Genomic DNA, 15,226 nt, shown 5'->3' on the forward strand with positions numbered 1-15,226 from the left:
GAATATGATTATGAAAAGATTTTATTTATATATATTAGTATGTATTTTCGTTGGTTATTCATGTGATGATATGAATGAATTTGACCAAGGAACATTGAAAGGATATGTTCTGGATGCAGTAACGGGTGAAGGATTGGCTGATGTGGATGTGGTTTTGGAACCGGTTGTTGCTGCTAATGGCAGTGTGACTTCAAAGTCTGATGGCCATTTTAATTTATCGCGTTTAGTTGCGGGTACATATAGTGTGAATGTTCGTAAGAACGGGGCTTCCATTATAGATAACGCACAGGATGAAATAATAATAACGAATGGTTGTGTTCTTGATAAGGAATATAAATTGACTCCAAGAGTGTCAGTCTTTGATTTTAGTGTTGACTATGATAAGAATGACCCTACGAAATTTATTGTACATTTTAAGGCACGTGGAAATCAGGGTAATAAATTAAATTATTATTCAGTGATGTGGGATGAATATCCGGATTTTAAATTTGGAGACTTGCCTAATACTCAAAAAAAGGCAGTAAAGTATGCAGCTTCAGAAGAGGCGGAAGTTACATATGAGATGAATGGGCTGAATTTGAAAAGGGGAACTACTTATTACATACGTGTAGGGGTAACCCACATTGCTAATGGTGGAGATTATAACCATAGTAAAATGATTCCGGTGATATTTGAGTAAATAATAAAATTTTGCAATAAGATATTGATAGTAGGAGGGATGATTCCCTCCTGCTTTAGAATTGTTCACCATAAAAATTAGCTCTAATATCGGAAGATTAATCGCAGCAAACATACTTTTTGTATTAAAAATGAATCAAAGATGAAAAATAGTTTTTTTGTTTCGGGATTGTGTTTATTAACTGCTTCTCAAGACATAGAAGCAAAGGATAATAAACTGGATAATATGAATATACTTTTTATTCAAGCAGATCAACATCGTTATGACTGCACTGGATTTTCTCAGAAGGGGCTTGTGAAAACCCCTAATATCGATAAACTGGCTTCAGAAGGAGTTGTTTTTACTAATTCTTATTCGTGTATACCTACAAGTTGTCCTGCCCGGCAGAGTTTGATTTCCGGCAAATGGCCGGAACAACATAAAGGGCTTTGGAATTATGATATAACGCTGCCTGTCACTCCATTCGATGGTCCGACGTGGACGGAGAAACTATCTGAAAAAGAGATTAAGATGGGGTATGTTGGAAAATGGCATGTCAGCGACCGGAAATCACCTAAAGATTTTGGATTCGATGATTATGTGCCGGAATGGAGCTATAATAATTGGCGTAAAAAGAACAAATTGCCGGATTATGTGTGGCAGGATTCCCGTTGGGTGATGGGAGGATATGATCCGGTTGATAAAATGCAATCTCGTACACATTGGTTGGCACAACGTGTGATAGAAATGATAAAGAAATATCAATCTGAAGGTGAAAAATGGCATATTCGTTTTGATACAAGTGATCCGCATTTGCCATGCTACCCCGTCCGTGAATTTCTTACAATGTATGAGAAGGATAAAATACGTGAATGGCCGAATTATAGAGATGATTTGTCAAATAAACCCTATATCCAAAGACAGCAGATTTATAATTGGGAACTGGAAGATTCGGACTGGGAGATGTGGCAAGGATACTTGCAACGTTATTTTGCCAATATTACTCAATTGGATGATGCCGTGGGTATGGTTGTTGAGGCTTTGAAAGAAATGGGAATATATGAGAATACGCTTATTGTATATACAACAGATCATGGAGACGCTGCCGGTTCACATAATATGGTGGATAAGCATTATGTAATGTATGAGGAGGAAGTGCATGTACCTTTGGTAATGAAAATTCCCGGAGTATCACATCGGATAGTCGACCAGTTTGTCAATAACCAGTTGGATATGGCTGCTACCTTCTGTGATATGTATCAACTGGATTATAAAACACAGGGAGAATCTTTATTGCCTTTGATTGAGGGGAAAAAGGAAGCGGTAGAATGGAGGAAATATGCGTTCAGCAATTATAATGGTCAACAATTTGGTTTGTTCGTGCAACGTATGATACGAGATAAGCGTATGAAATATGTATGGAACCTTACGGATACGGATGAATTGTATGATTTGGAAAATGATCCTTGGGAATTGAATAATTTAGTTTATTCAAAAGAATATAAAGCGGAACTTGCTCGTTTGAGAAAAGCTCTTTACGAGGACTTGAAGCATAGAAAAGATCCGTTGATTTGGCAGAATGCGGCAAAAAGGCAACTGATCGATAACAAAAAGTTGTAATGTGTAGGAGTATAATCACTGGTTACGTGATTGCAGTCAGTGACAATTGGAATCTTTTTCAATAGGTATAAACATAGATAAATTGTATAGTGAGATGAGACGTTCAAGTATATCGAAGGTTTGTTTGTCTTCTTTTTGTGTGCTGCCATTTTGGGGATTTGCGCAAAAACGCCCGCATATTATTCTAATCTTTACGGATCAGCAGAATGTAAATGCCATGAGTGCGGCAGGTAATCCATTTTTGTATACTCCCAATATGGATGCTTTAGCCAGCGATGGAATTCGTTTTACGAACGCTTATTGTACTTCTCCTGTTTCCGGGCCTTCACGTGCAAGTATTGTGACAGGGTTGATGGCTCGTGAAGCGGGAGTTGAATGGAATGATAACTCAAAACTGGGGGAAGACATACAAACCGTCGGTGACTTATTGGGAGAGAATGGCTATCGGACAGTATGGGCAGGGAAATGGCATATTCCTGAAATTTATCCGCAGCGTTCAAAAGAGGGCGTTAAATATTTGCATGGTTTTGAATTACTCCCTTTTTGGGACGCGCCTGACAGGTGCTGGTTGTTGGGGGCGGAAACAGACCCGCCATTGACGGACGCGGTTGTTTCGTTTTTGGACGGTTATGATAAAAGAGAAAAGCCTTTATTTTTGGCGGTCAGTTATCATAATCCCCACGATATTTGTATGTATCCCCGTAAAGTAGGTTGGGAAACGATGTCGGATTCTTTGTTAAATCTCCGTCCTTTCGGGAAATATAAGTTACCGGAACCGATGGGGATACACCCCGATTCGTTGCTTTGTTTGCCGCCATTGCCCGGAAATTTTAGTAAGGATATAGATGAGCCGGAGTTTATCATCGATAAACGCGTCAAGCCGAACTCTTATGGAGATGAGGTGCAACTATCGTCCGGGTTTTCCGGGAGAGAATGGCAGGCTTATTTAAACTCGTATTATCGATTGACGGAATTGGTTGACAAGGAAGTCGGAAAGATTATAGAAGCCTTGAAGCGTAATGGAATATATGAAAATTCTCTTATTATATTCACTTCAGATCATGGTGACGGTATGGCTGCCCATGAATGGGCGGCGAAACTTAGTTTTTATGAAGAGTCCGTCAAAGTACCGTTGATTGTGGTTTTACCGGAAAAATGGCAGTGTGGGGCTGTCAATTCCCAATTAGTTTCTTTGGCAGATCTTGTTCCTACATTTTGTGATTACGCCAAAGTGAGCACGAAGACGAATTTTGCGGGAATGAGTTTGCGTCGGGCTGTTTATCCAGCCGAAGAACGGTGGCGTGATTTTGTTGTGGCAGAATTAGCGGATCATTTGAGAGACAGGACAAGAAAGGGGCGTATGATTCGTACTGGACGTTATAAGTATGCTGTATATTCATCAGGTGAACGTAATGAGCAATTGTTTGACTTGATGGCAGATCCCGGTGAAACAAAAAATTTGGCTTATTCGAAAGAGTATCGGGAGGTTCTTGAAAAGCATCGTGATTTATTGGGTAAATGGATGAAAGAACGTAGTGATAATTTTAAAGTAGTGATCAATGAGAAATAATATATGTTTCATATTTTTTTTATTACTGGCTGTCCTACCGGTTCATTCAGAGAATTCTTCACATTTTAGCATTTATGAAATAGCATGTGAGCAACAAGTTGAGCCGTTAGGTATAGAAAGTAAGTCTCCGCGTTTTAGTTGGAAGGTTACGTCACAGAAACGCACTTATCGTCAATCTGCCTATCGCATATTGGTGGCAGACTCTGAAGAAGCCCTGGCGGTTGGCAAAGCTACCGTTTGGGATTCGGGAAAGCTTTTTTCTGCAAATTCCGTTCTTATTCCTTTCCAAGGCAAGGAGCTTCATTCTGCCACCAGATATTATTGGAAAGTCAAGGTTTGGAATGAAGCCGGTGAAGAGTCCGCATGGAGTAAGCAAGGATCATTTGTAACCGGCATGATGAAGGAGCGGGACTGGGGAAAGGCTCAATGGATCGCTTTGGAAAAGGATGATCCGGCGAAAAATTTATATCCCGGGATACATGCACCGTTGGTTCGGAAGATGATCGGCGAGCGGAAAGTGGGCGGATATAAATTACCAATGTTCCGGAAAGAACTATCTTTAAATAAAGAAGTCAAGGAAGCGATTGTGAATATTTCAGGATTGGGACACTTTGATTTCTATATAAATGGAGGGAAAGTAGGCAATCATTTTTTAGATCCGGGATGGACAAATTATGCTAAAACGGCTCTTTATTTGACTTTTGATGTGACAACATTGCTGCAGAAGAAGAATGTACTGGGAATAATGTTGGGGAATGGTTTTTATAATGTGCCCCGTGAACGTTATTTCAAGCAATTGATTTCTTTTGGAGCTCCCAAAGTAAAATTAATTTTGTTTTTGAAGTATGCAGATGGTTCTTCCGAGGTGATTGTTACGGATCAGAGCTGGAAAGTTTGTGAAGGTCCGATAAGTTATTCGAGCATTTATGGAGGAGAGGATTATGATGCCGGAAAGTGTCAGGTTTCTTGGATGGCCTTCGGATTTAATGATGATTCGTGGGAAACTCCGGTCATTGCAAAAGCGGAAATGAAATTGAAAGCTCAAACCTCCGCTCCGCTTACTGTACGCGATATGCTTCCTGTTGTTCGGAAGTATAAGAATTCAAAAGGTAATTGGATTTTTGATTTTGGACAGAACTTTTCAGGAGTTATCCGTTTGAAAGTAGAAGGTAATAGCGGGCATAAGATAACGATGAAACCCGGTGAACTTCTGGAAAAAGATAGTACGGTCAATCAAAGGGCTTCGGGCGGACCTTATTTATGGAATTATACATTGAGCGGGAAAGGTGTGGAAGAATGGCATCCGCAGTTCACGTATTATGGGTTCAGATATGTTGAAGTATCTAGTGTTGAAAGACCGGAATTGATAGAATTGGTAGGGATGCATACTACAAATTCGGCTCCTGAAACAGGGCATTTTTCTTGTTCTTTGCCGATGTTTAACAAGATATATGAATTGATTGACTGGTCGATACGTAGTAATTTGGCGAGTATTTTAACTGACTGTCCTCATCGGGAAAAGCTTGGATGGCTTGAAGTTGCACACCTTATGCAGTATGCAATGCAATACAGGTATCAATTGGATGGTTTGTATGGTAAGGTGATGGGAGATATAAAAGATTCACAGACACCGGAAGGAATTGTTCCTTCTATTGCTCCGGAGTATGTGCGCTTTGCTGATGGATTTGAGAATTCTCCGGAATGGGGAAGCGCATTTATTATTATACCTTGGTATATTTATAAATGGTATGGAGATAAAAGGCTGTTATCCGCTTATTATCCATATATGAAGCGATATTTAGACTATTTGTCGACTCGTGCGGATAATTATATTGTTGCTTATGGATTGGGAGATTGGTTTGATTTGGGACCTAAGCATCCGGGATATTCACAGTTGACATCGAATGGAGTGACATCAACTGGTATGTATTATTACAACGCGACAATTCTGTCTCAAATAGCAAGATTGCTTGGAGAAGAAAAGGATGAGGAACGCTTTACTCAATTGGCTGCTTGCATCCGGAAGGCTTATAATGAAAAATTTTATAATCCTGTCAGCAGGCAGTATGATCGCAACAGTCAGACTGCAAATGCAATATCTTTATATTTTGGTTTGGTGGAAGAATCTAACCGGGAAATTGTATATCAGAATTTGATTAATGATATTAAAGATCGTAATTATGCTTTAACATCTGGGGATATCGGTTATCGTTATCTATTGAGGGTATTAGAGGAAAACGGAGATTCTGATATTATTTATAAAATGAATACAAAATATGACGTACCTGGGTATGGATGGCAATTGGCTTACGGAGCCACCGCATTAACGGAATCCTGGCAGGCTTATGGATTCGTGTCGAATAATCATTGTATGCTTGGGCATTTGATGGAATGGTTTTTTAGTGGTTTGGGGGGAATAAGTCAGCAAACAGAATCTGTCGGTTTTAAGAAAATAAAGATAAAGCCCCAAATGCCGATTGGTGTTAATTCTGCTTCTACTTCATATACGTCGCCATACGGAGATATTTCTTGCCGTTGGACACGCAAATCTGGGAAAATCCGGTTGTATGTACAAATACCAGCTAATTCCGAAGCGATAATTTATTTACCGACAAAAACTACTGAAGAAATTACGGAAAGCGGTAGGCCTTTAAAAGAGGTTGAGGAATGTCAGGTGCTTGAGGTTCATGGTGAAAACGGAATATCGGTTTCCATAGGATCGGGCAACTATATTTTTGAGATGTAAAATAGAATGTTTAATGTAACAATAAAAATGAATCATGAAGAACAATCTGTTTTCGTTGGGAATTTTAGCTTTGAGTCCCCAAATGGTGATGGTATATGAAAAAGGAAAGACAAACATTGTATTTCTTTTGGCAGATGATTTGCGCTATGATGCGGTAGGGTATATGAATAAGACAACCATTCAAACACCCCATATCGATTGTTTGGCAAATGACGGAACGGTTTTTACCAATATGTATGCAACGTCTGCCATATCTTGTTGCAGCAGAGCGAGTATATTTACCGGTATGTATAATCGTCGTAATGGAATCACTGATTTCTCGGGAACTTTAGAGGGGGAGGCGTTGAGAAAAACATATCCTATGTTGATGAAAGACAGTGGATATTATGTGGGCTTTATCGGAAAGTACGGTGTGGGACATTACTTGCCGGAAAAAGAATTTGATTATTGGAAAGGACTAGCAGGACAGGGGACATATTACCAAAAAGACAAGGATGGCAATCCCAGACATTTGACAGGGGTGATAGCTGAACAGATAGAGGAATTTTTGGATAATAGAGATGAAACAAAACCTTTTTGTTTGTCGGTGAGCTTTAAAAGTCCGCATACGGAATCGGAGCAAGATCCGTTTCCTTTTGACAAGAAGTACAGTTCCATGTATGAAAATGAACATTTTAGCAAGCCGGAAACTTTTGGTGAGAATTATTATCAACAATTTCCCGAATCTTTCAGAAATGATGGTAAGTGGGAGAACGAAGGGCATGTGCGTTTTAAGAATAGGTATGGAACAGATGAAAAATACCAATCTTCCATAAAGGGATATTATCGGTTGATAGCAGGTATTGATGAGACAATCGGGAGGTTGAGGACTAAACTGAAAGAAATGGGGATTGAGGAAAATACGGTGATTATTTTTACCAGTGATAATGGTTATTATTGGGGCGAACATGGTTTGGAGGGGAAATGGTATGGGCATGAGGAGTCTATCAGGTTGCCTTTGGTGATTTATGATCCGCTACAAAAAAAAACGGTGAAGAGAATCAACGAGATAACACTGAATATTGACTTGACTTCAACGATGTTGGATTATGCAGGAATAAAACAGCCGGAGAAGATGCAAGGAGAGAGTTTACGCCCTTTGGTGGCAGGTCAAAAAGTAAAATGGAGGAAAGAATTCTTATATGAGCACCTGATGCATCTGAATAAAAAAGGATGGTATGTATATATACCACAAACAGAAGGACTCGTGACGAAACGCTATAAATATATGCGATATTTTGTAAATAACCAATCGCAGACTCCGATTCATGAGGAACTTTTTGATATTCAAAGAGATCCTCACGAAAAGAATAATCTGATAAAGGATAAGCCTAGTCTGGCCGGACGTATGCGAATGAGAGTTGATAACCTGATAAAAGTAATAAAATGATAAAACTAAATAATAGAGAAAATATGAAGACATTTGTAACACTTGCTACGGGAATCTTGTTTTTGGTTTCGTGTGGAGAAAATACATCGGATAAAGTCTCGACACTGAATATTCCCGATAAATATGAACAGAGGGTTGATTCCGTACTAAAATTGATGACTTTGGATGAAAAAATAGGGCAATTGAATCAGTATACAGGTAATTGGCAGGCAACCGGACCGGTAGTGGAAGACCCTACTAAAATAGAACAGATTAAAGCGGGAAAAGTCGGTTCTATGCTGAATATAAAAAGTGTCAAACATACCCGTGAATTACAGGAATATGCTATGCAGTCGCGCTTGCGTATTCCGTTGATGTTCGGTTTGGACGTTGTTCATGGTTTACGGACGATTTATCCTATTCCATTGGGCGAGGCTGCCAGTTTTGATCTTGATTTGATGAGGCGTACGGCTGCCGGAGCGGCGAAAGAGGCTTCTGCACAAGGTGTTCACTGGACTTTTGCTCCAATGGTAGACGTCGGTCGTGATGCCCGTTGGGGACGTGTTATGGAAGGGGCAGGAGAAGATACCTGGTATGGATGTAAAGTAGCTCAAGCCAGGGTTCGTGGTTTTCAGGGAGATGATTTGTCGGAGCCGCACACTATTATGGCTTGTGCCAAACATTTTGCGGCATACGGAGCGTGTATTGCAGGAAAAGATTATAATACGGTAGATATTTCCGAACAGACATTGCATGAAGTTTACCTTCCGCCTTTTAAATCGGCGGTTGATGCTGGCGTTGCTTCTTTTATGAATAGTTTTAATGATATAAACGGTATACCGGCAACAGGAAACACTTATATTCAGCGTGACCTGTTGAAGGGAGCTTGGAACTTCAACGGATTAACTGTTTCCGATTGGGGCTCTATCCGTGAGATGATTCCCCATGGCTATGTCTCGGACTTGAAAGAGGCGGCAGAGAAAGCGATTTTGGCAGGCTGCGATATCGATATGGAGTCTAGGGCTTATCATATTCATTTGAAGAAACTAGTTGAAGGAGGAGTTGTGTCTGAAGATTATATTGATGATGCCGTTCGTCGGATTTTGTTGAAGAAGTTTGAATTGGGACTATTTGACAATCCTTTTCTTTATTGTGACGAGAAACGTGAAAAAGAAGTTGTTCTTTCTGAAGAATTGAAGAATCTCTCTCGGGAAGCTGGTACCAAATCTGTAGTTTTATTGAAGAATAAACGTGGAACTTTACCTTTGCATAGCCCCCAAAAAATTGCAATTATCGGTTCTTTGGCTAAGTCTCAAAAAGATATGTTGGGCTTTTGGGCAAATGAGGGTATCGTAGACGAGGTAGTGACTGTTTATGAAGGCTTGAAAAATAAATATCCAAAGGCGGGCATTGTATATGCGGATGGTTATGACTTGGTGACAAACGAACTTCATTTGGCGGAAGCCCGTAATGCTGCAATGCAGTCGGATGTGGTGATTGTTGCAGTAGGTGAGCGGTTTGAAAATAGTGGAGAGGCAAAATCACGTGCTGATATTAATATCCATTCTAATCATCAGTTGTTGGTGAAAGAATTGAAAAAAACAGGCAAAAATGTGGTTGTTCTATTAATGGGTGGCAGACCGATGATTTTTAATGAAATGACACCGTATGCAGATGCCATATTATTAACCTGGTGGCTGGGAACGGAAGCAGGAAATGCTATCGCGGATGTGCTATCTGGAGATTATAATCCTTCAGGAAAACTTCCTATGACATTTCCGGCACACGTAGGGCAGATTCCGATTTACTATAATTATAAAAATACCGGTCGTCCGGAGAATAAAGAGATAGATTATTCGTGTCGATATCAAGATATTGATTTTGAGCCGGCTTATCCCTTTGGCTATGGCTTGAGCTATACGGATTTCTCTATTTCAGAGCCGATAGTAAAGGATTCGGTGTTTAGTTTGAAAACTCCATTGGAAGTTTGCGTAAAGGTAAAAAATAATGGTAAATATGCCGGAAAAGAAACAGTACAGTTATATATTCGTGATTTGGTAGCTTCCCTTACAAGACCGGTTAAAGAATTGCGTGGATTCCAACAATTGGAACTACAACCGGGCGAAGAGAAAGAAATAAGTTTTATGTTGACAGAGAAGGAATTGGGATTTGAATCTGTCGATAAAGGTTGGACAGTTGAACCCGGACTGTTTGATGTGATGGTGGGAAATAGTGCGTCGAATGTGAAAAAAATTAGAGTTGAATTAAAATAATAATCCATGAATGCGTTGAAAAGAATAATATTTGTCTTATTGAGCATGATTGGGATACAGACGATTCAAGCTGAAATAATAACTTATCCGTCTGGAGTAACTCCTGGTTCCTGGCTATGTTTTAGAAAAGAAATATCGGTTGAGAAAAATGCGTCTCATAATCTATTAAAGATTGCGGCCGATTCAAAATATTGGTTGTGGATAAACGGGGAATTGGTTGTTAGAGAAGGAGGTTTGAAAAGAGGTCCTAATCCGAAAGATACTTACTGTGATATTCTTCAGAATGTAAAAGGATTTGTCGCTGGGAAAAACACCGTTACTATTTTGGTTTGGTATTTCGGGAAAGAGGGATTTAGTCATCGAAATAGTCCGACTGCAGGAGTTTCTATCGATATGACGATTGGTAAACAACAATATGAAAGCGATGACAGTTGGAAGGTTTGTGTACATCCGTCGTTTTATATTCCGGAAGGTATAAAACCTAACTACAGATTACCGGAATCGAATATCGGGTTTAATGCACAAAAAGAAGTGGCTTTCTGGGCTAAAGACTTTGACGATACATTGTGGTCTGATGCCAAAGTAGTCAGAAAGGAGTTATCGGAATGGAATCAGTTGATAGAACGTCCTATTCCTATGTGGAAGGATTATGGTTTGAAAGATTATGTGAAAATAGAGAGGAAGTCCGATACATTGCTTGTTGCTTATTTGCCTTATAATGCACAAGTGAATCCTTATATTAAATTGAAATCGAAAGCAGGGAGAGTTATTGATATTCGAACAGATAATTATCGTGGAGGTGGAGTTCCTAATGTATATGCTGAATATATAACTAAAAGCGGAATTCAGGAATACGAAGCTTGGGGGTGGATGAATGGCCATCAGGTTTTGTATACGATTCCTGAAGACGTGGAGGTTTTGGAGTTGAAATTCAGAGAGACGGGGTATGATACGGAATTTGCCGGAGCATTTTCTTGTGACGATGAATTCTATAATGAATTATGGAATAAATCATTGCGTACTTTATATATCACGATGAGAGATACCTATATGGATTGTCCGGATAGGGAACGTGCTCAATGGTGGGGGGATGTTGTTAATGAATTGGGCGAGGCTTTCTATTCATTGGATCAGAATGCGCATTTGCTCACACGTAAAGCTATTCTTGAATTAATGAATTGGCAACGTCCAGATAGTACGATTTTTGCACCGATTCCTGCCGGAAACTGGAATCAGGAGTTGCCCATGCAGATGCTTGCCAGTGTCGGATATTATGGTTTCTGGACATATTATATGGGTACAGGGGACAAAAGTACGATTAAAACCGTTTATCCCAATGTGAAGAAATATATTCATGTATGGAAACTTGATAAAGAAGGACTTGTCGTCCCTCGTAAAGGTGGATGGACCTGGGGAGATTGGGGAGATAATAAAGATCTTGTTTTATTGTATAATCTCTGGTATTCATTGGCTCTTGAAGGTTTTCATTTAATGGCCGATTTGCTTGGTGAAAAAGAAGACTCCCAGTGGGCTTGTCAGGTTAATGAAAGATTGAAACGCACTTTTCATACGAAATATTGGAATGGTAATTTTTACATTTCTCCTCATTATAAAGGCAAACCGGACGACCGTGCCCAAGCATTGGCGATTGTTGCGGGTGTTTTGCCTGAAAGTGAATATCCGGTAATCCGTCCTTTCTTCAAACAACAATATCATGCCAGTCCTTATATGGAAAAGTATGTTCTTGAAGCTTTGTGTATGATGGGGTATTATGAGGATGCTTTAGAGCGAATGAAAAAACGTTATCATGATATGGTAGAGACTGACTTGACAACTTTGTGGGAAGGTTGGGGTATCGGTAGCAAAGGTTTTGGCGGAGGTTCATACAATCATGCTTGGAGTGGAGGCCCTTTGACAATTCTTTCTCAATATTTTGCAGGTATCTCTTCTTTAAAACCTGCGTTTAAGGAGTTTGTTATAAAACCTGTATTTGATTGCTTTAAGCATGTTCATTCTATAACTCCGACTAAATGGGGAAAAATAGAACTTAATATTGCGGATGAATTAAATGTGAGAGTTGCAGATGTGGAAATACCTCGAAATACGAAAGGGTATTTTGTTCTTCCTGATGGGATTGAAAAGTACCGGATAAACGGAAAGGAGAAAATTGCAAAAAAAGGTATAATAGTATTGAAAGAAGGAATATGGAAAATCGAATTCTATTAACTATTATGCAGCAGGTTGTCAATTAATTATGTTTTGAAGATTAGATATTTATTGGTGCACGATAAATATCTGTTGCTGAACTTAAAAAGACTTCTAATAAATAGCTCTGTTTTTATGAATAAATAGAGTGCGTGACCAAGAAGTATGTTACTGAATCTGACAATTTCAAGATAGTATATGTATTTGTTTATTGTAATATTTATATTGCTTTTATGAAAAACTTATTTGTTTTCTTGTTTTTATTTTATGTATCCTCTAATTATTTGGAGGCGCAAACTACTGCACGGAAGTTTGAGGCAGGCAAGAACACATTCTTGCTGGATGGAAAACCGTTTGTGGTGAAGGCTGCCGAGTTGCATTACACCCGCATCCCGCAAGCTTATTGGGAGCATCGGATTGAGATGTGCAAGGCATTAGGCATGAATACTATTTGTATTTATATTTTCTGGAATATCCATGAACAGGAAGAAGGAAAGTTCGATTTTTCCGGTCAGAATGATATTGCAGCTTTCTGCCGTGCGGCACAGAAACACGGTATGTATGTCATTGTCCGTCCTGGTCCGTATGTATGTGCGGAGTGGGAGATGGGCGGACTTCCCTGGTGGCTGTTGAAGAAAAAAGATATAGCCTTGCGTACGCTCGATCCCTATTATATGGAACGGGTAGGCATCTTTATGAAAGAAGTAGGTAAGCAACTGGCTCCGCTGCAAGTGAATAAAGGGGGAAATATTATCATGGTACAGGTAGAGAATGAATACGGTTCTTATGGAATCGACAAACCTTATGTCTCTGCCGTGCGCGACCTGGTTCGTGAATCCGGTTTTACTGATGTACCTCTGTTTCAATGCGACTGGAGCAGTAACTTCACCAATAACGCGCTCGATGACTTGATTTGGACGGTGAACTTTGGAACAGGTGCCAATATCGACCAGCAATTTAAGAAACTCAAAGAACTTCGTCCCGAAACCCCGTTGATGTGTAGCGAGTTCTGGAGCGGATGGTTCGACCACTGGGGACGCAAACATGAGACACGTCCTGCAAAAGATATGGTACAGGGCATCAAGGATATGCTCGACCGGAACATCTCTTTCAGTCTGTATATGACTCACGGAGGAACGACTTTCGGACATTGGGGAGGTGCGAACAACCCGGCTTATTCCGCCATGTGCAGCTCATACGATTATGATGCTCCGATTAGCGAACCCGGATGGACGACCGATAAGTTTTTCTTGCTTCGTGACTTGTTGAAAAATTATCTTCCGGCAGGTGAGACGTTGCCCGCAGTGCCCGCAGCTCTGCCTGTTATTGAAATCCCCGAGTTTCACTTCCATAAAGTGGCTCCGCTTTTCTCAAATCTGCCGGAGGCAAAACAAACGGTGGATATTCAACCGATGGAACAATTCAACCAGGGATGGGGAACGATTCTGTATCGTACCACATTGCCCGAAACGACTCTTGCAGGCACCACTTTGAAAATTACGGAAGTGCACGACTGGGCGCAGATATATGCCGACGGTAAACTGCTGGCACGCTTGGACCGTCGTAAGGGAGAATTTACAACGACCCTGCCCGCGCTGAAAAAAGGCACGCAACTGGATATTCTTGTGGAAGCAATGGGACGTGTTAACTTTGACAAATCCATCCACGACCGCAAAGGAATTACCGAAAAGGTGGAACTTATTTCGGGTAACCAGACTAAGGAATTGAAAAACTGGACTGTATATAACTTCCCGGTAGATTATTCCTTTATAAAAGATAAGAAATATAGCGATAAAAAGATATTACCGACTATGCCTGCCTATTATAAGAGCACCTTTACACTGGATAAAGTAGGAGATACTTTCCTGGATATGAGTACATGGGGAAAAGGTATGGTCTGGGTGAACGGTCATGCAATGGGTCGTTTCTGGGAAATCGGTCCGCACCAGACTCTCTTTATGCCTGGTTGCTGGCTGAAAGAAGGAGAGAATGAAATCCTCGTTCTGGATTTGAAAGGTCCTACCCGGGCTTCCATCAAAGGTTTGAAGAAACCAATTCTCGATGTGCTTCGTGAAAAAGCTCCCGAAACACACCGCAAGGATGGAGAAAAACTGAAACTGGCGGGTGAGAAAGTGGCTCATGAAGGAGCTTTCACTCCGGGTAACGGCTGGCAGGAAGTGCGATTTGCCACTCCGGTGAAAGGACGTTATTTTTGTCTGGAAGCACTTTCTCCACAAGCAAATGATAACATCGCAGCGATAGCAGAGTTTGATGTCCTGGGAGCTGATGGTAAACCGGTATCCCGCGAACATTGGAAGATTCGTTATGCCGATAGTGAAGAAACGCGTAGTGGCAACCGTACAGCTGACAAAATATTCGACTTGCAGGAATCCACTTTCTGGATGACAGTGGACAATGTTCCTTATCCTCATCAATTGGTAATTGATTTGAGCAAAGTGGAAAATGTGACCGGTTTCCGCTATCTGCCCCGTGCCGAAAAAGGGTATCCGGGTATGATTAGAGAATATAGAATATTTATTAAAAAAGAGGATTTTGACTATGGGAAAGTTGCTTTATAACAACAGAGAATCGGAAGTGATGCATACCTTTGAGCAGAAACTGGCGGAGTAGGACGGGAAATCTGTTGGCAACCTAATTTCTACGGAATGGAGAAAACATAGGCCGAAAAGAGTAAGATACAGGCATTGAAAAACTAAATAAAAGCCCAATGATATAGCCGGGTATG

Annotated in this window: 8 protein-coding genes; all 8 read left to right on the plus strand. The window is 40.4% G+C overall.

Annotated elements, in window-relative coordinates; all coding sequences use genetic code 11:
- Positions 1-10 precede the first annotated feature (10 nt).
- On the plus strand, positions 11-679 hold the full coding sequence (locus tag H8796_RS12350) for a carboxypeptidase-like regulatory domain-containing protein (RefSeq protein ID WP_117937287.1): 669 nt from the start codon (positions 11-13) through the stop codon (positions 677-679).
- Positions 680-820: 141 nt separating this feature from the next.
- Positions 821-2,278 carry a sulfatase-like hydrolase/transferase gene (locus tag H8796_RS12355; protein ID WP_117937276.1) on the plus strand — a complete coding sequence of 486 codons (1,458 nt, stop codon included), beginning with the start codon at positions 821-823 and terminating at the stop codon, positions 2,276-2,278.
- Between the two features lie 94 nt (positions 2,279-2,372).
- Entirely contained in the window at positions 2,373-3,848 is a 1,476-nt protein-coding gene (locus tag H8796_RS12360) for a sulfatase (RefSeq protein ID WP_117937278.1), read from the plus strand.
- Complete coding sequence (locus tag H8796_RS12365; protein WP_117937280.1) at positions 3,838-6,594, plus strand: family 78 glycoside hydrolase catalytic domain; 2,757 nt, start codon at positions 3,838-3,840, stop codon at positions 6,592-6,594. The genes H8796_RS12360 and H8796_RS12365 overlap by 11 nt, the downstream gene beginning before the upstream one ends.
- Positions 6,595-6,628: 34 nt before the next feature.
- Positions 6,629-8,023 carry a sulfatase gene (locus tag H8796_RS12370; protein ID WP_117937281.1) on the plus strand — a complete coding sequence of 465 codons (1,395 nt, stop codon included), beginning with the start codon at positions 6,629-6,631 and terminating at the stop codon, positions 8,021-8,023.
- Positions 8,024-8,046: 23 nt separating this feature from the next.
- Complete coding sequence (gene bglX, locus H8796_RS12375; protein ID WP_117937289.1) at positions 8,047-10,275, plus strand: beta-glucosidase BglX; 2,229 nt, start codon at positions 8,047-8,049, stop codon at positions 10,273-10,275.
- A 6-nt stretch (positions 10,276-10,281) separates the two neighbouring features.
- The gene (locus tag H8796_RS12380; RefSeq protein ID WP_117937283.1) at positions 10,282-12,501 is read left to right on the plus strand and encodes an alpha-L-rhamnosidase C-terminal domain-containing protein; all 2,220 of its coding nucleotides are present in this window, start codon (positions 10,282-10,284) and stop codon (positions 12,499-12,501) included.
- A gap of 212 nt (positions 12,502-12,713) precedes the next feature.
- Complete coding sequence (locus H8796_RS12385; RefSeq protein WP_187343801.1) at positions 12,714-15,059, plus strand: beta-galactosidase; 2,346 nt, start codon at positions 12,714-12,716, stop codon at positions 15,057-15,059.
- The last annotated feature ends 167 nt before the right edge of the window (positions 15,060-15,226 follow it).

This window comes from Bacteroides sp. M10, assembly GCF_014334015.1.
In the GTDB taxonomy this organism is placed as follows: domain Bacteria; phylum Bacteroidota; class Bacteroidia; order Bacteroidales; family Bacteroidaceae; genus Bacteroides; species Bacteroides intestinigallinarum.

What these genes read in the sequence shown, in the direction of transcription:
- bglX (WP_117937289.1), top strand. Translation starts at nt 8,047, where the DNA reads ATGAAGACATTTGTAACACTTGCTACGGGAATCTTGTTTTTGGTTTCG.
- H8796_RS12370 (WP_117937281.1), top strand. Translation starts at nt 6,629, where the DNA reads ATGAAGAACAATCTGTTTTCGTTGGGAATTTTAGCTTTGAGTCCCCAA.
- H8796_RS12355 (WP_117937276.1), top strand. Translation starts at nt 821, where the DNA reads ATGAAAAATAGTTTTTTTGTTTCGGGATTGTGTTTATTAACTGCTTCT.
- H8796_RS12380 (WP_117937283.1), top strand. Translation starts at nt 10,282, where the DNA reads ATGAATGCGTTGAAAAGAATAATATTTGTCTTATTGAGCATGATTGGG.
- H8796_RS12350 (WP_117937287.1), top strand. Translation starts at nt 11, where the DNA reads ATGAAAAGATTTTATTTATATATATTAGTATGTATTTTCGTTGGTTAT.
- H8796_RS12360 (WP_117937278.1), top strand. Translation starts at nt 2,373, where the DNA reads ATGAGACGTTCAAGTATATCGAAGGTTTGTTTGTCTTCTTTTTGTGTG.
- H8796_RS12365 (WP_117937280.1), top strand. Translation starts at nt 3,838, where the DNA reads ATGAGAAATAATATATGTTTCATATTTTTTTTATTACTGGCTGTCCTA.
- H8796_RS12385 (WP_187343801.1), top strand. Translation starts at nt 12,714, where the DNA reads ATGAAAAACTTATTTGTTTTCTTGTTTTTATTTTATGTATCCTCTAAT.